The following is a 20,910-nucleotide window of genomic DNA, read 5'->3' as shown; positions in this document are numbered from 1 at the left end:
AGGAATCTCCCACTCATCCCAAAAAGATGAGCCGGGGTATTGCCATAATTGGCACTGGCTTATCAAGCACCCTGTTGAGTTCTCAAAGAACAACCGCACACCATCAGGAGATCCGCTTTTCGCGGCTCACCCTCCGGGGCACTCGTTCAACTTTACCCTCGCCATTCCGTCTCGCCAAATCCGGGGGTTTCCCTCCGGAGTTGCAAGCGTGGAATTCGCTCGAGCCCGCAGAAGAGTACACGACGAGTCGTCCACTAGATCTTCCGGGGTTTGGCAGGACGGCCGCTGCGGATCTCTCTGCAAGCTCGCCCGTTTCCCTGCCGGCTCGTAGAACTTTACCCGGTCGCTCCGGCAGCTCCAAATCGGCCCCCGTCGTCCAGGAAACTGGCCCAGACGTGCTTCGTGCCCTCCCGGCGGTACCAACCCACCTCGGTGGCGAACGTCCGCGCCAGCACGAGCCCCAGCCCGCCGCGCCCTGGTGGCCTGTCCGGATCGAATCGGGGCTCCGCCTCCACGTCGTGATCCGCGACGTCGACCACGAGCCGGTCCTCCACCTGCAGGAGACGGACGACAGTCGGCGCCCGCCCGTGCCGCAGAGCGTTCGTCGCCAACTCCGTCGTCACCACAGCCATCCGGTCGACCACGTCCCCGCGCGGCACCACCATCCCGAGCGGCACCCCCATGACTTCCATGAGCACCTCGCGCAGCTCCGCCCTCAGCCTCCGCAGCCCCTTGTAACTGTCGAGTGCCCAGCAGCGCAGTTCGACGGCTCCCGGGTGCGGCACCGAAGCGGGCAGCGCGGTCATCTGTCCATCTTCCCCGCGGAGGGACATAAAGCACTGGGCCGTCCAGTTCGCCCACACCGGGCCAGATGGCTTACCCCCGGGGCGGTGAAAATCCTCAAAGAGCGAACCAAGTTATACCTTTTGCGGTGTCTAGACACGATAAATGACTCATACTTTCGGCTAGTCTTCGCTCGGCCCGTCGGCTAGAGTCGGTGCAACCGAACGGCCAAGTGTGCCCGGACAGCGGTTAGTTCCCGCTGTCCATGGATATGGACGCCCGACCAACCGGGCCCGATAAGGGCCGGCTCTCCGGAAAGGTGCCAGGGAGGACCACGACATGACCGTCACTGAGACTTCGACGGTGGTCGCACCGTCGACCGCCGCCAGCGCCGAGCGTTCGGCGGACAGCGCGGCAGAGCTGCTCAGCGCGATGGCCGCCATGCCCGCCGGCCACCCGTCACGCGCGTCGCTGCGGGATCGGGCGATCGAGGCCTGGCTGCCTCTCGCCCGTCACCTCGCCCACCGCTACTCCGGTCGCGGTGAGCCCACCGACGACCTGATCCAGACCGCGACCGTCGGCCTGATCAAGGCCGTGGACAAGTTCGACCCGGAACGCGGCGTCGACTTCGCCGGCTACGCGATCCCGACCATCATCGGCGAGATCAAGCGCCACTTCCGCGACCGCACCTGGTCGGTCCGCGTGCCCCGTCGCCTGCAGGAGCTGCGGCTGGCCATCACCGAGGCCAACAGCACGCTGACCCACAGCCTCGGCCGCTCGCCGACGGTCCCGGACATCGCCGCACACCTGGGCATCAGCGAGGAAGAGGTCCTGGAGGGGCTGGAGGGCGCCCGGGCGTACAACGCCACCAGCCTCAGCACGCCGATCAGCGCCGACGGCAACACCGAGCTGGGTGACACCCTCGGCGGCGAGGACCACGAGTACGAGATTGCCGAGACCCGCGTGGCGCTCGGCCCGGCCCTGGCGATGCTGGACGAGCGTGAGCAGAAGATCCTGACGCTGCGCTTCTACGGCAACCTGACCCAGTCGCAGATCGCCGAGCAGATCGGCATCTCGCAGATGCACGTCTCGCGCCTGCTCACCAAGGCGCTGGCCAAGCTGCGCAACCAGCTGGCGAGCGACGCACTCTGATACGCCCTCCCCAGTGACGGCGCCGGTCCTACAGGGCCGGCGCCGTCCGCTTGTCCCCGTCACCCGATCCACGGAGCGTCGTGCAACCCCTACGGCTGGTCATTATCGGAAAAGGTCGGACCACTCTTCCGTATCAGGTCGCTGTGGGCTCGCTCCCGGCTGGCGCTACCGTGTAGCGGATGCCACCTACTGAATCGCTCCCCGGACTCCTGGAGAGTGTCGCCCCGATCCTCGATCGTTGGGGCTATCTGGCGATCGGTGGAGTGATCGGCGTGGAGAGCTTCGGCGTCCCCGCGCCGGGCCAGACGATCATGGTGGCTGCCTCCATCTACGCCGGTTCCGGCCGGATGAACATCTACATCGTCGCGATCGTCTCGTTCATCACGGCGGTGATCGGCGACAACATCGGCTACTGGATCGGCCTGCGCGGCGGCCGCAAGATCGTGAACCGCTGGGGCCGCTACATCTTCGTGACCCCGGAGCGCCTGGAGCGGGCCGAGCAGTTCTTCGCCCGGCGCGGCAACTCGATCATCGTCGTGGCCCGGTTCATCGACGGGCTCCGCCAGCTCAACGGCGTGATCGCGGGCATCACCCGGATGCCCTGGAAGACCTTCCTGATCTACAACGCGATCGGCGCCGCGCTCTGGGTGGGCTGGTGGTGCACGGTTGCCTACCTGCTCGGCGTCCACCTCGTCGAAATCATGGGGCACGCCCACAAGTACAAGTGGATCGTCCTCGGCGTCCTGGCAGTGGCGATCGGTACGTACGTGACCCTGCACGTCCGCCACATCCGCCGCAGGCGCTCCCGCTCCGGCAAGGTGATCGAGGAATCCCAGGGCTGATCGTTTCCGGACACGGAAGCGAACCCACGGACAGATCCTCAGGCGCCCTGTGACGGCTGAGCGGTCGGTGCGCCCCCCGTAGGCGGCGCTACCGGGGAGAAGATTGGCGAGCCGGACCCTGTGCGGTCATCAGGCACCACAAACGAGAAGGAGGCCCCGGTTGCGGCGGTTCACGTTCGCGGGGCGGACCTGCGTCATCACCGGAGCAGCGAGCGGTATCGGCGCAGCCCTCGCCCTGGAACTGGCCCGGCGGCGGTCGGTGCTGGCGCTGGTCGACCGCGATGCCGACGGGCTGGACCGAGTGGCCGCCCTGGCGCGAGAGTCAGGAGCTGCGGACGTTTCCGCGTACATCTGCGATCTGAGCGATGGCGGCGACCGCCGCGACCTGGCCGATCAGGTCCTGGCCCACCATGCCGGCGCCGATCTTCTGATCAACAACGCAGGGGTGACGCTGACCGGGACGTTCGAGCAGAACAGCATCACCGACATCGACTGGCTGCTGGAGATCAACCTGCATGCGGTGATCCGGGTGACCAAGGCGTTCCTGCCGCAGCTGCTGGAGCGGCCCGGCTCGCACGTGGTCAACATGTCGAGCCTGTTCGGGCTGATCGCTCCGGCGGGCCAGGTGGCCTATGCGACCAGCAAGTTCGCGGTCCGCGGCTTCACCGAGGCGCTGCGGCACGAGGTGGAGCCGCGCGGCGTCGGCGTGACAGTGGTGCACCCCGGTGGGATCCGGACGAACATCGCGGCCAGCGCCCGCGTCAGTGACCCCGATCCGGAGCTGGCCGCGCAGACGCGCAAGTTCGCCGAGACCGCCCTGCGGATGCCGCCGGAGGACGCCGCCCGGAAGATCGTGGCGGCGGTCCAGGCCCGCCGCCCCCGGCTGCTGATCGCCCCGGAGGCCCGAGCCGGCGACTGGCTGGCGCGGATCACTCCCACCCGTTACTGGGCGATCAGCGAGTTCGTCACCCGGAGCCGGAGCTAGAAGCTGGCGAAACGGGGCCGGATCAGGCCGGCGATGGTGGTGAAGTCGCCGCCGGCGTCGACGGTGCCGGCGGCCCGGTTCGCGGTCAGGACCCGGACGCCGATGACGCCGTTGGCCTGCGGTGCCCAGCCGGTCAGCTGGCCGGCGCCGGTCATCGCGGCGAGTTTGACCCGCGGCAGCGATCCGTCCAGGCAGGTGCCCTGCGGCCCGTTGCGCGGGGTGAGGCAGGCCCGGTCGAAATGCCCGCCGACATAGGTCACCCCGTCCAGGTTGGTGATCGCCACCGCATCTCCGTCGAAGACCCGTTGCCAACGAAGAGAACCATCCATTTTGTACGCCACCGCCCGCCCACCCTGCCCCCCGGTCGCCGCATAGACCCCCGAGCGGTCCACAGTGATCGCGTTGACCTCCGCCGTCACCCGCGGCCGGAAGCCGGTGTCGAGCGCCCCGGTGTGCCCGCTGACCGCCGCCAGCCGCAGCATGCTGCTCACCCCGTTGACCTTGTGGAAGGCGCCGCCGAGGAACAGCTGCGACCCCGCCGCCGCGATGGTGTGCACGGTGTCGTCGGTGTTCGACTTCCAGCCCCTGTCCAGTTTGCCGCTCTCCAGGGAGAACGCCGCCAGGTTGCGACGCCGGCTGCCGTCCACGGCGGTGAAGCTGCCGGCCAGGTAGAGGCGGCCGTTGCCGACGGCCAGGGCGTACGGGGTCCCGTCGACCGCGTGGGTGAACGTGCGGACGGTGCCGTCGGAGGGGTCGAGGCGCGCGACCGCGTCCCGTTTCTGGCCACCGATCGAGTGGAAGTAGCCGGCCGCGTACACGCTGTCGGAGGTGGTCGCGAGCGCCCGCACCGTGCTGTCCGCGACCGGCGCCCAGTCCAGCAGCTCGCCGGTACGCGCGTCGAACGCCGCCAGCCGCTGCCGCTCGAAGTCGCGCCCCGCCCAGGAAGCCCTGGTGAACGAGCCGCCGACATAGACGGTGCCGCCCCGATAGGCGATCGCGTACACGGTTCCGTTGAAGGTCGGCGCGGCCCGGACGGCGGTGCCGACGGCCTGTGCCGGAGCCGCGGCGAAAAGGACGAGAAGGAAGGCTAGGACAGAACGCACATTGCCTTAACCATCGTGACTGCGGGAAAGTCGCGGTTCGAGATCCTCGGCACGAACCGGTTCACCGGCCTCGATCGGCGCCGGCTCGGCCCGGCGCAGGCCCAGCATGCTCAGCCAGTCCAGGAGCTGCCGGTGCACCGCGTCCGGTCCGTCCAGCTCGCCGGAGACCGGCCAGCTCGACGGGTGGACCAGGACCGCTTCGGTCTGCCAGCCGCCGAGCCCGCCGTGCGAACCGACCAGTTCCTCGAACGCCGAGACCTCACTGGTCACCGGGTCCACCGCGCTGATCACCACGAGGTCGCCGATGTGCGCGGCACCCTGATGACGTAGCAGGTCGTGGCGGGCGCGCGGCCCGTACGCCAGAAGCGGGTCAACCCCCTCGACGTGCCCGTCACGCAGCCGGTTGGTGCCGCCCGACCCGTGGGCCACCGCGCCCTCGTCGTCGTCCTGGACCACGACGAGGCCGACACCCGGATGCGCCGCGAGCCCGCTGATCAGACGCGGATAGGCGTGCTCGATGCCCGCCCTGTTCACCCGCCGCGGGAACCGGTTGAGGTAGATCATCGACAGGTTGCCGGAGGAGACGACGAGCAGCGGCGCGGACGACGGCACGGTGTTCTCCGACTCGGCCGCGAAAACCGGCGCGGCGGCGAGCCGGTCGACCACCTCGTCGAGGGTCTCGCCGTACCGCTGGCGGAACGTGGCTCCCTGGCTCTGCCCGTGGTCGGAGAGCACCACCAGGTGGTACTGACGGGCCGCCTCCGGCGCCAGGCGCTCCAGGACGCCCAGCATCCGGTCCAGGCTCTCCAGCTGCCGCATCGACTCCGGCCGGGCCGGGCCGGCGTGGTGCGCCACCTCGTCGTAGTCGACGAGGTCGCAGTAGATCGCCGGAACGCCGCGGGCCATCTGCTCGGCGACCAGCGAGACGTTGACGTCGCGCAGCAGCATCGAGGCCGGGCGCAGCGCCAGGAACGCGCCGGAGCGGCTGACCCGCGGCTGCAGGTTGCGCCGCCGCTGCAGGCGTGCCTGGTGCAACTCGGTGAACACCTCGGCCACCCCGAGGACCAGGGCGCGGGTGAAGCCGTACGGCGAGGCCATGAACGCCGCCCAGCCCCGGGCCGAGCGGCCGGGCAGTGCCGCGTGGCTGACGGTCAGCAGGTTCGTCACGGCGTCACCACTGAACGCGTTGCTGATGCTCACCCCGCCGTCGCGCAGCAGCCCGTTGCCGTCGCTGATCCGGGTCTCGATGATCGCGGCGTCGCGCGGCCGGTTGGAGACCATCAGCTTGCCGGTGTCCTTCTCGTACCAGCGGAAACCAGGAACCTGCCGTGTCGCGCCGTGCAGGATGCCCGCCTGTGAGGCGGGCGTGGTGGACGGCAGGCCGGTGTGCCACGGCCGGACCGTGTGGCTGCCGGTGCGCAGCCAGTGTCCCAGGGTGGGCAGGTTGCCGGCCCGCACCGCCCAGCGCAGCACCGGCTCGGCCACGCCGTCGAGTTGCACCATGAGCAGGCCCGGCTCGGTGCCGGGCTGGGGGCGCCGGAACGTCAGCAGCGGGCCGCCGGCACGCCTGGCCGCCCGGCGGCGCACCCCGCGCATGAGCCGGCGCGCCTCCCGGACGAACGTGTCGTCGCTGCCGGCGTCGGCCATCCAGTCGAGCAGGGCGGCGACCACCACCGCCAGGATCGCGGCGGCCACCAGCGTGGGCAGCCCGCTGATCTGCCCGGCCGGGTCGAGCTCCAGGGCCACCACCATGACCACGACCTGCGCGACCACGCCGAAGAGCATCGCGCCCCACCCGCCGAGCGCGGTGATCCCGAGCAGCAGCAACGGTCGCAGCACCGCGCCGACCGCGGCGACGAGCACGACCAGGCCGAGGACGTCGACGATGTCGGTGGAGGCCACACCCGGCATCAGCCACAGGGTGAACGTGAGCACCACGAACGTCGTCAGGGCACTGCGGAGTACCGCCCGCATCCGGTTGAGGACACGGCGCCAGGCGAACAGGGAGCGCGCCGACGGCGGACTGAGTGCCACGTCATGACCTTTGCACAGGACTCGTTCGAGGGAACGAGCGGCCGACGCACCGGTTGAGCGGCTACCTTCGTGCCGGTGCGCCTTCGCTCGGCCCTTCTGTCCCTGATTCTCCTGGCTTCGGTCGCCTCGTGCGATTCCCGGCCACGCCCGGACCCGCCGCCGGCATCTCAGGTGGTGGCCGGCTATTTCACTGAATGGGGTGTCTACGGCCGGGGGTACCGGGTGAAGAACCTGCGCGACAGCGGCGCCGCGGACCGGCTCAGCCACCTGAAGTACGCGTTCGGCGAGGTCACCGACGGCCGGTGCGCGATCGGCGACGACTGGGCCGCCACGCAGAAACCGGTCGGTGCGCCGGACAGTGTGGACGGTGTCGCGGACTCGCCGGCCGACCCGCTGCGGGGCAACTTCGGTCAGCTGCGCAAGCTGAAGGCGGAGTACCCGAAACTGGAGCTGCTCTGGTCGTTCGGCGGCTGGACCGGGTCCGCCGGGTTCACCGAGGCGGCGAAGGACCCGGTGGCGTTCGCCGAGTCCTGCAGGGCGCTGCTGAACGATCCGCGCTGGGCCGGGCTGTTCGACGGCATCGACATCGACTGGGAGTACCCGAACGCCTGCGGACTGGAGTGCGACACGAGCGGGCGGGACGCGCTGACCCGGATACTCGAGGCGCTGCGGGCCGCGCTCGGTCCCCAGGCGCTGATCAGCGCGGCGGTGCCGGGCGACATCGGCAAGCTGCGGGCAACCGACTACGCCGGTGCGGCGCGGCACGCGGACTGGCTGGGCGCGATGACGTACGACTACTTCGGCACCGGCACGACGGTGGCCGAGCAGAAGACGGCTCCGCACTCGGCGCTCAGCGCGTACCCCGGGATCCCGCGGGAGACCGCGACCGCCGAGGCGACCGTGACCGAACTGCTGGCACTCGGCGTCCCGGCGGAGAAGGTACTGCTCGGAGTGGGGTTCTACGGCCGCGGCTGGACCGGCGTGTCGGGTGCCGGGCCGGGTGCGAGCGCGACCGGGCCGGCGCCGGGGCGGTTCGGCGAGGGGATCGAGGACTACTACGTGCTCAAGGACCGGTGCCCGCCGACGGGTACGGCCGGCGGCACGGCGTACGCGCACTGCGGCGCCCAGTGGTGGTCATACGACACCCCGGAGACGATCGCCGCGAAGGTCGCGTACGCCCGAAGCCGCTCCCTCGGCGGCCTGTTCGCCTGGGAACTGTCCGGGGACACCCCCGACAGCGCCCTCCTGACCGCCATGGGCCACTAGCCGATCCTCACCCAGACGTTGTCCAGGGTCCCGTTGAACTGGTCGTTGTCCCGGTACGCGCCCTTGGCCCCGATGCTCAGCGGCTGGTTGTTGCTCACCGACAGTCCGGCCGGCACCGCCGTACGCCCCCGCATCACGTCATCCACGTAGATCTCCAACGCCGTGCCGGTCCGCTGGCACCGCACCCGATGCCACTGCCCGTCCGCCGTGGTGACCGAGCTGCGCGCGATCCGGATCGTCGGCCGCCGCTCGTCGACCAGCACGCAGCTGGGCCGCCCGGCGACCCCGTCGATCTGCAGTTTGTACTGGCTGCTGGTCCGCGAGTAGCCCTTCTGCAGCACGTTCTGCCCCTGACTCGTCTGCCCCGGGGCGAGCATCACGTCCGCGCCGAAGGCGATGTTCCGGGTGCCCGGGTTGAGGTCGGCGGAGTCCTGACTCTGCAGCACCACGTGCGGGCACACGCGGGCGGTGCACTTGCCCGGGAACGCCAGCGCGGTTCCGGGTCCGTGCGCCACCTGCCGCACCTGACCACCGTGGAAGGAGAGCACCCGCAGGGTGTGCCCGTTGCCGGACTCGTCGATGATCGCGCTCGACCGCCCGTTGAAGCCGTACCGGGCGATGAAGGACGCCGCGGGCTGGTCGGGAGCGGGGCCGCTGGCCCGTGCCGGTGCGGAAGCGGCAACGGTCACGATGGCCAGGAGCGCAGCGGACAAACATGATCGCATGACCGAATTATTACGTGTAGTCTTATCTGCCCGTTTACAAACCCCGTACGGATTACCGGCGAAGCCTCGCGTCCACCTCGATCTCGATCTTCATTCGGGGATCCAGCAGCCCGCAGACCAGCATTGTGGCGGCCGGGCGGACCACCCCGAACCATCGGTGCAGCACCGGCGCGCACGCCTCGAAGTCGGCCGGATCGGGAAGCAGATAGCGCACGCGCACCACGTCCGCGATCGATCCGCCGGCCTCGGCGAGCGCCGCCTGAATGTTCTTCAGGCACTGCTCGGCCTGCTCCGCGACGTCCGTGGAGATGGTCATCGAGGTGTAGTCGAAACCGGTCGTGCCCGACACGTAGACCCGGTCGCCGTCGACCAGCGCCCTGGCGTATCCGAACCGCTCCTCGAACGTCGAGCCACTGAAGATCGAACGCCGCTCCATGCTCAGGGACGGTACTCCTCCGGCCGCGCCGGCCGGTTGTCCTCCTTACGGCCGAACAGCTTCCAGCCGCGCTTCTTCTTCTCGGCCATCGGCACCGCCTCGCCGTTGAGCACGTCGAGCCGGTGCTTGGCGACCGGGTTGCCGGGCTCCAGCCGCAGCGACGTGAGCAGCGCCTGCCGGGCCTGGTCGACGTGGCCCAGCGCGGCCAGCGCGACACCGTGGGTGAAGTAGTAGTGCGCCTCGCCCGGGTCGAGGCCGATCGCCGTACGCGCGGCCTGCTCGGCGTCGCCCAGTTGCCGATCGGCGGCGAGCAGTGCCCAGGCCACCCGGTCGTGCCAGAGCGGGTTCTTCGGCTCTACCACGACCGCCCGGTACGCCATGCTCATCGCCTCGTCGTGCCGGCCGAGCAGGGTCAGCGCCCGGCTCGCGATGCCCAGCGGGCGCGGGTCGTCGGGTGCCAGCTCGACCGCACGCGACGCCGCGTCCAGCGCGGGCTCCACCTGGTCGAGTGCGAGCCGGACCCGTGCCATCAGGATCCATCCGGCCGCCGAGCCGGGGTTGGCGGCCAGCGCCGGCGCGAGCACCTCTGCCGCATTCTCCGGCTGCAGGTGCTCGAAGAGGGCCGCCGCGCGGGCGACGGTCAGGTCGGCCGGGTCGGCGAAGGGGCGCGTGGCGGGACCGTGGCCGGCGGGGGGAGCCGCCAGCCGGTCGGACTGTGCGAGGTCAGTCATCGGACCGCTCCGGAAGGCACGGGGATGGGGATCACCCCCCTACTTCGGCACGTCCCGCGAAAAGCTGAGACGATTTCGGCGCCGGCGGCGAATCACGATCAGCAGACACGCGGCCGCCGCTGCCAGGGTCACCGCGACGGCGGCCGGGCGCCAGGCCGGGTCCGCGACCTCGGTGGCCGCCAGGCCGGTGGCCACCGCCAGGAGAACCCCGGCGACCAGCCAGAGCGAGTGATTGGACAGGCCGCGCCCGGTCTCGCCGGGCTCCTCGGCCGGCGCGGTGAGCAGCCGGACCGCGAACCCGGCCGCAGTCGCCGTACCCAGCACGACCGTGAGCCAGCCATTCGGCGCGACCACCGCGAACAACAGCAGGCCGAGCGCCAGCGCGGCAGCGGCGGCCGCCACCCGCTGCCGGCCGTGCGCGAGCAGATCGCGCAGGTAACGGCGCAGCGCCGGGTCCAGCCGGGCGAGGAAGAAGCCGGCGTACGCGGCCGGCGCCAGCGCCGCCAGCAGTGCCACCACCCGCGCGGCACCGGGCGAGTCCGCCGCCAGGCGCCAGCCGATGTACGCCAGAAGCACCAGGATGATCGACGTGTACACCAGGAACTGGCGCAGGGCGACGTCCAGCAGGAACCGGCTCGCCTCCTGACGCGGGTCCGCCCGCAGCGCCCCGACCAGCCCGGACGCGCCCCGGGCCAGGCGGCTCAGCGCGAACGGGTGGTGGTGCACGACGTCGAGCGCGGCCAGTTCGTGCTGGGCGACCGCGTTCTCCGGCTCCAGCGCGAGCGCGTCACGCAGTGCCTGCCGCGCCCGGTCCAGCAGGTTCAGCTGCTTCATCACCATGGCGTACGTGATCCGGAAGTCAGCCTCCTCCGGATCCAGCCGCACCGCCTCGCGTGCCGCGTGCTCGGCCTCGACCGGGAACCGGCCGTCCTCGAGCAGCGCCCACGCCAGCCGGTTGTGCCGATACGCGTTCTCCGGCTGCCGCAGCAGCGCCTCACGAGCCGTGGCGATCGCCTCGTCGTGGCGGTCCAGCGCGGTGAGCACCCGGCTGAGCGCGCCGAGCGCGTCCGGCCAGTCGGGCGCGTGCCGCACCGCCCGCCGCGCCGTCTCCTCGGCGAGTCGCGGCTTCTTCAGTGCCAGCTGGGCGTGGGTCATCAGGATCAGCGCGGTGACGTCGTCCGGGTCGGCGGCCAGCACCGGGCCCAGCAGCTCCGCGGCGGCCGCCGGCTCGCCACGCAGCAACCGCATCCGGGCCATCTCCGACCGGGACTGTGACACGGCGACTCCTATCGAAGCTCGATCACGCCCTCGGCGATCAGCCAGATGCCGAAGATAGCGAACAGCGCGGCGGCACCAAATTTGATCACTCGCTCGGGCAGGTGCTTGCCGAGGTAGCGGCCGACCAGGATGGCGAGCGCGTCGGCGGCCACCATGCCGACGGTCGAGCCGATCCAGGTGCCGAACCAGCCGTGCTGCGTGGCCAGGGTGATGGTGGCGAGCATGGTCTTGTCGCCGAGCTCGGCCAGGAAGAACGCGCCGCCCACGGCGAGGATCGCCGAACCGGTGGACCGCTCGGCCTTGCTCTTCTCCTCGTCGGTGAGCCGGTCACCGCGCAGCGTCCAGGCGCCGAAGCCGAGGAACGCGACACCGGCGATCAGCTGGATCCAGCCGGTCGGGAGGGCGGCACCCAGGCCGTAACCGATGCCGACCGAGACGAGGTGGACAACGGCGGTCGCCACGGTGATGCCGATCAGGACCGGCATCGCGCGGTATCGGGTGGCGAACGTCATCGCCATGAGCTGCGACTTGTCACCCAGCTCGGCCACGAAGATGACCGCGAAGCTGATGGCCAGAGCGGCCAGAAAACCTTCCACAAACGTCTCCCGGTTACCAACGGCCGGGAGGGGGCGCAGGGCGACCTCGACCCGGCCGTAACAAATACGGCCTGGTCGAAGGTCTCGCTCGCCTCGGGAACGAGGCCGCGCGGCCGGAATCCGGAGAACCGGACTCAGTATGTCGACCGCGACATTGGGAGCTACTCCCCTTCGCGGGTCCGAGCATAGCTCAGGGCCCGGCGGTGGAGTCCACCGCCGGGCCTGTGACCTCAGCCTCCGTGGATGAGCCGCTGCAACCGGAGCCGGTCACCGACGTTGCCGGCACGCTTGCCGGCGGGCACGGCCACCACACCGGCGGTGGGAGCGGACGGGTTCGGCTGGGCGATCGGCGCGCATTGCTTGTCCGACCGGTTCGCCTTGACCCGCCGCGGGAGCGCGCCGGTGGCCAGATAGTCGGCGATCGTGTCGTCGATGCAGGCGTTGCCGAACAGCGAGCCGGCGTGCGTGGTGCCGTCGACGCCCTCGACCAGCGCGGACAGCGGGAACCGGCGGCGGGCCTCCAGGGCGCCGGAGAACGGCGTGGCGGCGTCCAGGGTCTCGCTGATCATCAGGACCGCCGGCGCCTTCTTGCCGGTCACCTCGACCGGGCGGCCGACCTTGCCCGCCCAGTGCCGGCAGGGCGCGTTGTACCAGGCGTTGCCCCAGGTCTCGAACGGCGCCTCGCGGTGCACCCGCCAGTTGTCGCGCGACCACTTCTTCCAGTCCGACGGCCAGCGGGCGTCGGTGCACTGCACGGCGAGATAGACGGCGTACCCGTTGTCGTCGCCCTCACCCTGCGGGTGGTTCTCGTCGTACAGGCGCTTGAGCCCCAGCGGGTCCTTGCGGTTGACCCAGGCGGAGAAGGCCTGCGCGGTGGCCTCCCATCCGAAGATGTAGTAGCCCGGCTGCAGGAAGATGTCGGTCAGCTCGGCCGGGCCGATCAGCCCGCCGGCCGGCTTGGCGGCCAGGGCGGTGAGCTGGCGGTAATAGAGCGCCTCCACGTCCTTCGCGGTGCGGCCCAGGCGGTAGATCGCGTCGTGCTTGGCGATCCACGCGAAGTAGACCTTGATGCTGCGGTCGAACGCGATGTCCTGGTCGAGGTTGGAGCGGTACCAGACCCGGCCCGGGTCGACCACGCCGTCCATCACCATGCGGCGGACCCGCTGCGGGTACTGGGTGGCGTAGACCTGGGCGAGGTACGTCCCGTACGAGAAGCCGTAGAAGCTGATCTTCTCGGCGCCGAGCGCACGCCGGATGCTGTCGATGTCGCGTACCGAGTCCTCGGTGCGCATGTTGTCCAGCAGCGGGCCGCCGGCCTTGGCGCAGTCGGCCGCGTACGCCTTGGTCCGCGCGTGCCACGCGTTCTCGATCGCCGCCGTGGACGGCACGTACGCCGGACGGTTGTACCCCGCGTAGTCGCTGTCACAGGTCAGCTTCGGCGTGCTCGCGCCCACCCCGCGCGGGTCGAAACCGATCCAGTCGTACGCCGCACCGGCGCCCTTGGGCACGTGGCTGCCGAGCGTCGCCATGCCCACGCCCTCGCCGCCCGGCCCGCCCGGGTTGACCAGGATCGCGCCCTGGTACTTCGCCGCCGGCACGGTGTGCTTGACCCGCGACACGGCCAGCTTGATCTTGGGGCCGCCCGGCTCGCCATAGTCCCTCGGCACGCTGACGAACCCACACTCCGCGCTCTGCGCCTTCAGGGTCGCGTCCGCGCAGGGGCCCCACACGATGCCGCCCCGTGTGTCGGCCTGCGCCGCAGTGACCGCGGCACCGACCGCGCAGAGCGCAACCGTGGTGGCCACCGCCCAGAATCTTCTCATGTTCGCCCCTTGTGTCCGATTCACCCTTTATGTTGTGGGTGAATCGGGCTTCCGCCACCCGTCCACGCCGGGAGGGCCCCGTACGAGGTCGACTTTCCGGACGACGCGCCCGCCCGGAATGCCCATGCTCGGCCGATTTGCCTGTCACCATGCGAACCATGGACGAGTTCTGGCTCCACCCGCGGCTGGGGACGGCAACTCGCGACGGCCGCGCGCCACGGCACTACCTGGTCGCGCTCCAGCACGCCGTACAGACCCTGGACGCGGACCCGCGCTGGCAGCAGTGGTGGCACTGCTCCGGATTCGCCGGCTGCGAGCTCGGCATCGTCACCGAGGGACAGCTCGACCACCTGCGGCCCAGCGCCGACATCCGCCGCATCAACGACCAGCTGCGGGCCAACTTCACCTGTGAACTGCCGCCGGTCGAGTCGGACCGGGACGAGCTCGCCCGGCGGGCCAGCTCGGAGGTGCGGACGATGTTCGAGGTGATCAAGGAGGCGATGGCGCTGCCGGACCTGCCGCCGACGCCCGAGCCGTCGCCGCCGCAGTCGGATCCCGGCGACGTGCCGGTCACCGCGAGAGGGCTGCCGTCGATCCCGCGCGAGCTGGAGCAGCAGGGCTATCTCACGCTCACTCAGGTTCAGGACTTTTTTGGCTGACCTCGATCCGCTCCGGCCGGTGCGCGCCGGGGGTCCGCTGCTGCGGAATGAAGGGCGGCCCGGGGGTGATCACCACGGCGGCTCCGGCCAGCCCGATCCCGGCATAGATCACCGGGCGCAGCAGGCGGAGCAGCAGGGCGTGTGCCAGGCCGAACACCAGGCACCCGCCGAGCGCACCCGGGACCACCCAGACCCGGGCGCTTCCGGCGGGCAGGGCGAGCAGGGCCGGGAGGTCACGGAACGCCAGGTAGCCGAGGCTGGCAAGGGCCACAGTGGACAGAAGGGGCGCGAAGAAGCGGGTCCAGGCGCCTTCTCCCGCCGGCTTCCGGTTCAGGTGCAGCAGAGCGGCCAGTGACATGCCGGTGACCAGCACCAGGATGCTGAGCGTGCCGCCGGCGAGCAGCCAGCGGGCATCGGCCGGACCGGGGGAGGCGCCGGCCGCGTACGCACCGGCCAGGGCGGCACCCGCGATCAGGGACTGGGTCAGGGAGGCGGCGCGCGGTGCGGAGGTGCGGCGGCCGGTGTGTCCCAGTACGCCGGGGAGCACCCGCTCGCGGCCCATCGCGTACAGGTAGCGGGCGATGGCGTGGTGCAGTGCCAGCAGACCGGCCAGCAGTCCGACCAGCAGCGTCGCGCGGGCCAGGGTCACCGCCCACGGCGCGACCCGCTCGGCCGCCAGCTCGACCAGCAGCCCACCGCCATGGGACCCGGCCGTACCGGTGATCAGCGACGGCCCGGCGGCGACGATCATCGACCAGGAGACACCCCCGAGCAGGAGCGCGACCATGACGACCGCGCCGTAGCCACCACGGCCGGGGCGGGTGGTCTCCTCGGCGTAGTTGGCGGTCGTCTCGAAGCCGGCGAAGGCCAGCACCCCGGCAGCGAGCAGCAGACCGAGGACGGGACGGTCGACGGTGGCCGGATCGGGGACGATCGAGGCGGGGGTCACCCGGCCGGCATCGGGGTCCACCACGTTGGCGGCGGCGACACCCACGAGCACGGCCGCCTCCGCGACGGCGAACAGGGCGACCACCCCGGCCGCGACCTCCACCCGCACGGTGCCGACTGTCGCGACCAACGCCCAGCAGGCCGCGGCCACCGCCCACCAGGGCGCGTCGACGCCGAACCAGGTTCGCAGCAGGGGTGCGGCGGCGGCACCGGCCAGGACGTAGAGACCGAACTGGATCGCCTGGTAACCGGCGATCGCGAGCCAGGCCGCGATCAGTCCGGCGGGGCGGCCGAGGCCGCGGGCGATCACGGGGTACGCCGCACCGGCGCTCGGCGCACGGCGGGCCATCGCCGCGTACCCGCCCCAGAAGAGCAGCAGCACGAGGGCGACGGCGACGAACGTGAGCGGCACCAGCGGTCCCGCGGCGGCGGCGAAGGCGGACGGGACCAGGGTGACCAGGGTGACGACGGGAACGGCGGCCGCGAGACCGAAAATGGCGACGAAGGCAGCGCCGATGCGGCCGGGTGCGAGGGCGTGCGGCGGATCATCCTCGGTAGTGCCCACGGATCCATTGAGGCGTACCGGCAACCTTTTGGCAACCTTACGTAATGGGTTACTGACCGTTCGTGACCATGTTGGCATTTTCCTCAACTGGCACCGGGGCCCGCCGACTGCAACCAACGTGCAAGCAACCCAGCAACTGACGGAGTTCCTCGCCGTGGTCGCCGATCGGCCCGACGAGGCAGCCGCGCAGCACGCCGCCGTCGACTGTGCGGTCCGCGCGCTCGAGGCCGATCTCGCGGTGCTGGTGGTCGACGGTGACGTGGTCGCGGCCGTCGGGCTGCCGGTCGAGCGGATCCCGGCGTACGCGCTTGCCGAGATCGCCGCCGGCCGCCGCACCTCGATGGAGGTCGACGGCACCTCGTACACCGTCGCGCTGGCACCGCTCGGCGGGTCGTCCACCGGTGTGCTGGCGCTGGGCCGCCGCGACGGCATGTTCAGCGTCGAGGAGGTCACGCTGCTACGCGGCATGGCGCGGGTGCTGGAGCTGAGCCTGCAGGCGCTGCAGCTGATCGAGGCGGAGCGGCGGCAGGCCGCCGAGAACAGCCGACTGATCGACTCGCTGCAGCGGCGGCAGCGCCTCTTCGACGAGCTGAGCACCGTGCAGCGGGCGATCGCCCGGCGCGAGCCGCTGCGGCGCATCCTCAACCTGACCACGACGAGCGCCGCCGAACTGCTGGACGTCGAGCTGGCCGGGATCATCCTGCTGGACACCGACGATCCGGCGCTTACCAGCCTGGTCGCCTCGCACGGCGTCCCGGCCGAGGGCGTCAGCCGGATGCAACGGGTCCCGATCGCCACGCTGGGCGTCGCCGGGCTCGCGATCATGGGCGACGAGCTGGTCGCCGTCGACGACTACGCCAACTCGCCGATCGCCGTACCCGAGGTCGCCCGGGCCAAGCTCAAGAGCGTGATGGCCGTGCCGGTGCACGAGAACGGCGTGGTGGTCGGCGCCATGTTCGCCGGGACCGTCGCGGCCCGGCGCGAGTGGGACAAGGCGGCGCAGGAGATGCTGCTGGCCTTCGCCGAGCACGTCAGCCTCGCCATCACCGACGCGCGGACGCTGCGCGAGATGAGCCAGGCGTTCCACGACAACCTGACCGGGCTGGCCAGCCGCTCGCTGTTCGTCACCCGGATGGAGACCGCGCTCGCCACCACACGCTCCGGCGGGGTGGCCGCCCTGCTGGTCGACCTCGACCGGTTCAAGGTGATCAACGACGCGCTCGGGCACAACGCCGGCGATCAGTTGCTGATCGCGGTCGCCGAGCGGCTCCGGGAGTGCCTGCGCACCGATGACACGGCCGCGCGGCTGGGCGGCGACGAGTTCGCCGTGCTGCTGCCGGACATCGCCGACGTCGAGGCCGTTGTCCCGGTGGCCCAGCGGATCGTCACGGCGATGCGGGACCCGTTCGACCTCGACGGCCGGGAGACGTTCGTGACCTGCAGCATCGGGGTCGCGTACGGCGAGAACGGCGCACAGGACGCCCAGGAGTTGCTGGTCCGCGCCGACCTGGCCATGTTCGAGGCCAAGAAGCAGGGCAAGGACCAGTACGCGGTCTTCGAACCGGCGATGCGCGAGTCCTTCCAACGACACCTGGAGATGGAGGCCGACCTGCGCCGCGCCGTGCTCCGGCACGAGTTCGAGCTGCGCTTCCAGCCGATCGTGCGGCTGCGCACCGGCGAGATCTCCGGCCTGGAGGCGCTGGTCCGCTGGCAGCACCCGGACCGCGGCATGATCCCGCCGCTCGACTTCATCCCGCTCGCCGAGGAGACCGGCATGATCGTGCCGATCGGCGAGTGGGTGCTGCGGGAGGCCTGCCGGCAGGCGGCCCGGTGGAACACCAAGCGCGGCGGCGACCAGCCGCTGACCGTGAGCGTGAACCTCTCGGCGGTCCAACTCGACCGCGCCGACCTGCCGGATGTGGTCCGCTCGGCGCTGGCCGAGAGCGGGCTGCCGGCCCGCTGCCTGGTCATCGAGCTGACCGAGTCGCTGATCGTCGATCATCGCCCGGAGACGCTGCGGCGCCTGGAGGCGATCAAGGAGCTCGGGGTCCGGCTGGCCATCGACGACTTCGGCACCGGGTACTCGTCGCTGGCGTATCTGCGGATGTTCCCGGTCGACATCATCAAGATCGACAAGTCGTTCGTGGACGACGTCGGCGACATGCCGACGGCCACCGCGCTCACCCTCGGGATCATCCAGCTGGGCCAGGCGCTGCAGCTGTCCACGATCGCCGAGGGCATCGAGGACGCCGAACAGCTCAGCGAGCTCGCGGACGGCAACTGCGAGCTGGGCCAGGGTTACTACTTCGCCGAGCCGCTCACCACCCAGGCCATGCACGACCTGCTGTTTCCGGCCGAGCGACGGCCAGAATTGCCTGTGACGTAGGTCGCCGTTCGCCTCGGCTTAACGTCCACGGTCAACGGTGGCCACATGGACGTTCTGTTGACCGTCGTGGTGCCGGTCTATGCGGTCGAGGGCTATCTCTACCAGTGCCTCGAGTCGATCCGCGCCGGCCTGACGGCCACGGAGAACGCGCAGGTCGAGGTCATCGCGGTTGACGACGCCTCGCCGGACGCCTGCGGCGCGATGCTGGACGGGTACGCCGAACGTCACGGTGACCTGCGCGTCCTTCACCTGTCCAGCAACGTCGGTCTGGGTCTGGCCCGCAACGCCGGCCTGGTCGAGGCCCGCGGCCGGTACGTCTGGTTCGTCGACAGCGACGACTGGCTGCCCTCCGGTTCGGTGCGGGCGGTCCTGGAGCGGCTCCGCGAGACCGAGCCCGACGTCCTGCTCGTCGACCACCTGCGGGTGCACGAGAACGGCCGGCTGCAGACCGACGCCAGCTCACCGCTGCTCGCCGGCCCGCACACGCTGGAGCGCCTGCTCGGCGTGCAGCACACCGCGTGGAACCGGATCCTGCGCCGGGACTTCCTGGCCAAGCACGACCTGCGGTTCCCGCCCGGCTGGTACGAGGACGTCCCGTTCACCAACCCGGTCCTGCTCGCCGCCGAGCGCGTCGACGTGCTCAACCGGGTCTGCTACCACTACCGGGTCGGCCGGTTCGGCGCGATCACCGCCACCCGCAGCGACCGGCACTTCGAGGCCTTCGAGCAGTACGACCGGCTGCACGCCTGGCTCGACAACACGGGCGTCGACCCGGCTCTGCGTATCCGTTTGTTCACCTTGATGATCAGTCACCTGCTGGTGGTGGCCGGCAACGACTCGCGGGTCCACCCGGCCCGCCGGCGCTCGTTCTTCCGGAAGGTCGCCGGGCTGTACCGGCGGCACCGCCCCGCGGGCTACCTGCCGCCCGCCGGCACGCCCGGCCTCAAGCACCGGCTCGTCGCGGCCAACAGCTACACCATGTACGCGGCGATGCGTACGGGGTACCGCATGGCTGGTCTGCGGAAGAACGCGCGCCGGTCCACCGAACGGACACCTGTGGTTTCCCCGGACCTCCCCTCAGCGCAAGGAACGGTCCAAACCACATCCCTACGTTGACGGCGTGCTTCGACCCGCCCTCGACTCCGATCGCGACATGGTGCTGAGCTGGCGTAATCACCCAGCGGTACGAGCGGTCAGCCTCACCACCCATGAGATACAGCCCGAGGAGCACGCCGCCTGGTGGGCTTCCCGCAAAGCCAATGTCCTGATTTATCAGGATGAAGGGCGACCCGCCGGAGTCGTGATCTTCAACGGCGGGACATGGTCGTTCTACCTCGACGTCGAGGGGCTCGGCCCACGCCTGCTCCAGGCCTGGATGCGGCTGGAGAAAGAGGCCGTCGAGTACGCGTTCGGCACGCTCGGCCTCGAGACTCTCGGCGGCGAGACGCTCGCCGAGAACAAGCAGGTTCTCGCACTGCACCGGCGGTTCGGCTTCCGGGAGACGCGCAGATACGAACGCCTTGTCGACGGCGTGCCGAAGACGGTCGTCTGGACCGAGCGAAAAGCGACAGAGAGAGCGAAATGACCAAATCCAAGCCGTACATCGTCGCGGAGATGTCGGGCAACCACAACGGTTCCCTCGACCGGGCGCTTCAGCTGGTGGACGCCGCCGCCGACGCCGGTGCGGACGCCATCAAGATCCAGACGTACACCGCGGACACCATGACCGTGGACGTCAAGCACCCGCGTTTCCAGATCTCCAAGGGGCACGACCTGTGGGGCGGTGACTACCTCTACCAGCTCTTCGAGCGGGCACACACGCCCTGGGACTGGCACGAGCCGATCTTCGAACGGGCCCGCGAGCGGGGCATCACGCCGTTCTCCAGCCCGTTCGACCGGACCGCTGTCGAACTGCTGGAGAAGCTCGACGCGCCGATGTACAAGATCGCCTCGTCGGAGATCACCGACCTGCCGCTGATTCGTCTCTGCGCATCGACCGGCAAGCCGATCATCATCTCCACCGGCATGGCCACGCTCAAGGAGATCAGCGCCGCGGTCGAGGCCGCCAAGGGTGCCGGCGCCACCGACATCACGGTGCTGAGCTGCACCGCGTCGTACCCGGCCCCGCCGGAGGAGACCAACCTGCGCCGCATCCCGGTGCTCGCCGACGCGCTCGGCCTGCCGATCGGGCTCAGCGACCACACGCTCGGCATCGGGGTACCGATCGCCGCCGTGGCGTTCGGCGCCGTCCTGATCGAGAAGCACGTCACGCTGGACCGCGCGGACGGCGGCGTCGACTCGGCGTTCTCGCTCGAGCCCGCCGAACTGGCCGCCCTCGTGGTGGAGTCGGAGCGGGCCTGGCAGGCGCTGGGCACCACCCGCATCGGCCCGACCGAGGCGGAGAGGGAGAGCCTGCGCTTCCGGCGCTCGCTCTACGTGGTCACCGACGTCGTCGCGGGCGAGCCGGTGACGGCGGAGAACGTTCGTTCCATCCGGCCGACCGGCGGCCTCGACCCGGACCAGATCGGCACCGTCATGGGCCGGGTGTTCCGCACCGACGCCGCCAAGGGCACACCGCTTACCTGGGATCTGATCTGA

At 70.6% G+C, this 20,910-nt stretch carries 19 protein-coding genes; 9 read left to right on the top strand and 10 right to left on the bottom strand.

Annotated elements, in window-relative coordinates; all coding sequences use genetic code 11:
* Positions 1–335 precede the first annotated feature (335 nt).
* Positions 336–806, bottom strand: a complete 471-nt coding sequence (locus AB0M02_RS42890) for an ATP-binding protein (RefSeq protein WP_364238261.1) — start codon at positions 804–806, stop codon at positions 336–338.
* A 316-nt stretch (positions 807–1,122) separates the two neighbouring features.
* On the opposite strand from AB0M02_RS42890, the gene AB0M02_RS42885 reads away from it, so the two are divergent.
* The 3 genes from AB0M02_RS42885 to AB0M02_RS42875 all read left to right on the top strand — a co-directional run bounded on the left by AB0M02_RS42885 (position 1,123) and on the right by AB0M02_RS42875 (position 3,762).
* A complete protein-coding gene (locus AB0M02_RS42885) occupies positions 1,123–1,935 on the top strand; it encodes an RNA polymerase sigma factor SigF (RefSeq protein WP_364238260.1) in 813 nt (270 codons plus the stop codon).
* Positions 1,936–2,114: 179 nt separating this feature from the next.
* On the top strand, positions 2,115–2,777 hold the full coding sequence (locus AB0M02_RS42880; RefSeq protein WP_364238259.1) for a DedA family protein: 663 nt from the start codon (positions 2,115–2,117) through the stop codon (positions 2,775–2,777).
* A 160-nt stretch (positions 2,778–2,937) separates the two neighbouring features.
* The gene (locus tag AB0M02_RS42875) at positions 2,938–3,762 is read left to right on the top strand and encodes an SDR family NAD(P)-dependent oxidoreductase (protein ID WP_364238258.1); all 825 of its coding nucleotides are present in this window, start codon (positions 2,938–2,940) and stop codon (positions 3,760–3,762) included.
* On the opposite strand, the gene AB0M02_RS42870 is transcribed toward AB0M02_RS42875, so the two are convergent.
* Positions 3,759–4,865, bottom strand: a complete 1,107-nt coding sequence (locus tag AB0M02_RS42870) for a hypothetical protein (protein WP_364238257.1) — start codon at positions 4,863–4,865, stop codon at positions 3,759–3,761. The genes AB0M02_RS42875 and AB0M02_RS42870 overlap by 4 nt on opposite strands.
* Positions 4,866–4,871: 6 nt before the next feature.
* Positions 4,872–6,899, bottom strand: a complete 2,028-nt coding sequence (locus AB0M02_RS42865; RefSeq protein WP_364238256.1) for an alkaline phosphatase family protein — start codon at positions 6,897–6,899, stop codon at positions 4,872–4,874.
* Between the two features lie 75 nt (positions 6,900–6,974).
* On the opposite strand from AB0M02_RS42865, the gene AB0M02_RS42860 reads away from it, so the two are divergent.
* Positions 6,975–8,165, top strand: coding sequence for a glycoside hydrolase family 18 protein (locus AB0M02_RS42860; protein ID WP_364238255.1), 1,191 nt, complete (start codon positions 6,975–6,977; stop codon positions 8,163–8,165).
* Here the strand turns inward: AB0M02_RS42860 and AB0M02_RS42855 are convergent.
* The 6 genes from AB0M02_RS42855 to AB0M02_RS42830 form a co-directional block, all read right to left on the bottom strand.
* Entirely contained in the window at positions 8,162–8,878 is a 717-nt protein-coding gene (locus tag AB0M02_RS42855; RefSeq protein ID WP_364238254.1) for a LamG-like jellyroll fold domain-containing protein, read from the bottom strand. The two genes, AB0M02_RS42860 and AB0M02_RS42855, sit on opposite strands and share 4 nt — an antisense overlap.
* 64 nt (positions 8,879–8,942) lie before the next feature.
* Positions 8,943–9,326: a RidA family protein gene (locus AB0M02_RS42850; RefSeq protein WP_364238253.1), complete on the bottom strand. Its 384-nt coding sequence runs from the start codon at positions 9,324–9,326 to the stop codon at positions 8,943–8,945.
* Positions 9,327–9,328: 2 nt separating this feature from the next.
* Entirely contained in the window at positions 9,329–10,057 is a 729-nt protein-coding gene (locus AB0M02_RS42845) for a tetratricopeptide repeat protein (RefSeq protein ID WP_364238252.1), read from the bottom strand.
* Between the two features lie 39 nt (positions 10,058–10,096).
* Positions 10,097–11,335 carry a tetratricopeptide repeat protein gene (locus AB0M02_RS42840; RefSeq protein ID WP_364238251.1) on the bottom strand — a complete coding sequence of 413 codons (1,239 nt, stop codon included), beginning with the start codon at positions 11,333–11,335 and terminating at the stop codon, positions 10,097–10,099.
* Between the two features lie 8 nt (positions 11,336–11,343).
* Positions 11,344–11,931, bottom strand: coding sequence for a TMEM165/GDT1 family protein (locus tag AB0M02_RS42835; RefSeq protein WP_364238250.1), 588 nt, complete (start codon positions 11,929–11,931; stop codon positions 11,344–11,346).
* A 230-nt stretch (positions 11,932–12,161) separates the two neighbouring features.
* A complete protein-coding gene (locus tag AB0M02_RS42830; RefSeq protein ID WP_364238249.1) occupies positions 12,162–13,754 on the bottom strand; it encodes an alpha/beta hydrolase in 1,593 nt (530 codons plus the stop codon).
* Between the two features lie 158 nt (positions 13,755–13,912).
* Here AB0M02_RS42830 and AB0M02_RS42825 point away from each other — a divergent pair, with 158 nt between their 5' ends.
* Positions 13,913–14,413: a hypothetical protein gene (locus AB0M02_RS42825; RefSeq protein ID WP_364238248.1), complete on the top strand. Its 501-nt coding sequence runs from the start codon at positions 13,913–13,915 to the stop codon at positions 14,411–14,413.
* Here AB0M02_RS42825 and AB0M02_RS42820 read toward each other — a convergent pair.
* Positions 14,385–15,926: an amino acid permease gene (locus tag AB0M02_RS42820; RefSeq protein WP_364238247.1), complete on the bottom strand. Its 1,542-nt coding sequence runs from the start codon at positions 15,924–15,926 to the stop codon at positions 14,385–14,387. The genes AB0M02_RS42825 and AB0M02_RS42820 overlap by 29 nt on opposite strands.
* A 118-nt stretch (positions 15,927–16,044) precedes the next feature.
* On the opposite strand from AB0M02_RS42820, the gene AB0M02_RS42815 reads away from it, so the two are divergent.
* From AB0M02_RS42815 to pseI, 4 genes are read left to right on the top strand one after another with little or no spacing between them, the layout of a single operon-like run.
* Positions 16,045–18,312, top strand: coding sequence for an EAL domain-containing protein (locus AB0M02_RS42815; RefSeq protein ID WP_364238246.1), 2,268 nt, complete (start codon positions 16,045–16,047; stop codon positions 18,310–18,312).
* Between the two features lie 45 nt (positions 18,313–18,357).
* Positions 18,358–19,428: a glycosyltransferase gene (locus AB0M02_RS42810; protein WP_364238245.1), complete on the top strand. Its 1,071-nt coding sequence runs from the start codon at positions 18,358–18,360 to the stop codon at positions 19,426–19,428.
* A 37-nt stretch (positions 19,429–19,465) separates the two neighbouring features.
* Positions 19,466–19,897, top strand: a complete 432-nt coding sequence (locus tag AB0M02_RS42805) for a GNAT family N-acetyltransferase (RefSeq protein ID WP_364238244.1) — start codon at positions 19,466–19,468, stop codon at positions 19,895–19,897.
* Positions 19,894–20,910, top strand: coding sequence for a pseudaminic acid synthase (gene pseI, locus AB0M02_RS42800; protein ID WP_364238243.1), 1,017 nt, complete (start codon positions 19,894–19,896; stop codon positions 20,908–20,910). Before AB0M02_RS42805 ends, pseI begins: the two co-directional genes overlap by 4 nt.

The sequence above is a fragment of the Actinoplanes sp. NPDC051861 genome (genome assembly GCF_040681145.1).
GTDB lineage: Bacteria > Actinomycetota > Actinomycetes > Mycobacteriales > Micromonosporaceae > Actinoplanes.
The sequence above is the reverse complement of the archived record's forward strand: the minus strand, read 5'-3'. Positions and strand labels throughout refer to the sequence as shown.

Excerpts from the sequence above, each read along its gene's own strand:
- pseI (WP_364238243.1), top strand. The coding sequence starts at position 19,894 with ATGACCAAATCCAAGCCGTACATCGTCGCGGAGATGTCGGGCAACCAC.
- AB0M02_RS42880 (WP_364238259.1), top strand. The coding sequence starts at position 2,115 with ATGCCACCTACTGAATCGCTCCCCGGACTCCTGGAGAGTGTCGCCCCG.
- AB0M02_RS42830 (WP_364238249.1), bottom strand. The coding sequence starts at position 13,754 with ATGAGAAGATTCTGGGCGGTGGCCACCACGGTTGCGCTCTGCGCGGTC.
- AB0M02_RS42885 (WP_364238260.1), top strand. The coding sequence starts at position 1,123 with ATGACCGTCACTGAGACTTCGACGGTGGTCGCACCGTCGACCGCCGCC.
- AB0M02_RS42810 (WP_364238245.1), top strand. The coding sequence starts at position 18,358 with ATGGACGTTCTGTTGACCGTCGTGGTGCCGGTCTATGCGGTCGAGGGC.
- AB0M02_RS42845 (WP_364238252.1), bottom strand. The coding sequence starts at position 10,057 with ATGACTGACCTCGCACAGTCCGACCGGCTGGCGGCTCCCCCCGCCGGC.
- AB0M02_RS42890 (WP_364238261.1), bottom strand. The coding sequence starts at position 806 with ATGACCGCGCTGCCCGCTTCGGTGCCGCACCCGGGAGCCGTCGAACTG.
- AB0M02_RS42825 (WP_364238248.1), top strand. The coding sequence starts at position 13,913 with ATGGACGAGTTCTGGCTCCACCCGCGGCTGGGGACGGCAACTCGCGAC.
- AB0M02_RS42850 (WP_364238253.1), bottom strand. The coding sequence starts at position 9,326 with ATGGAGCGGCGTTCGATCTTCAGTGGCTCGACGTTCGAGGAGCGGTTC.
- AB0M02_RS42805 (WP_364238244.1), top strand. The coding sequence starts at position 19,466 with ATGGTGCTGAGCTGGCGTAATCACCCAGCGGTACGAGCGGTCAGCCTC.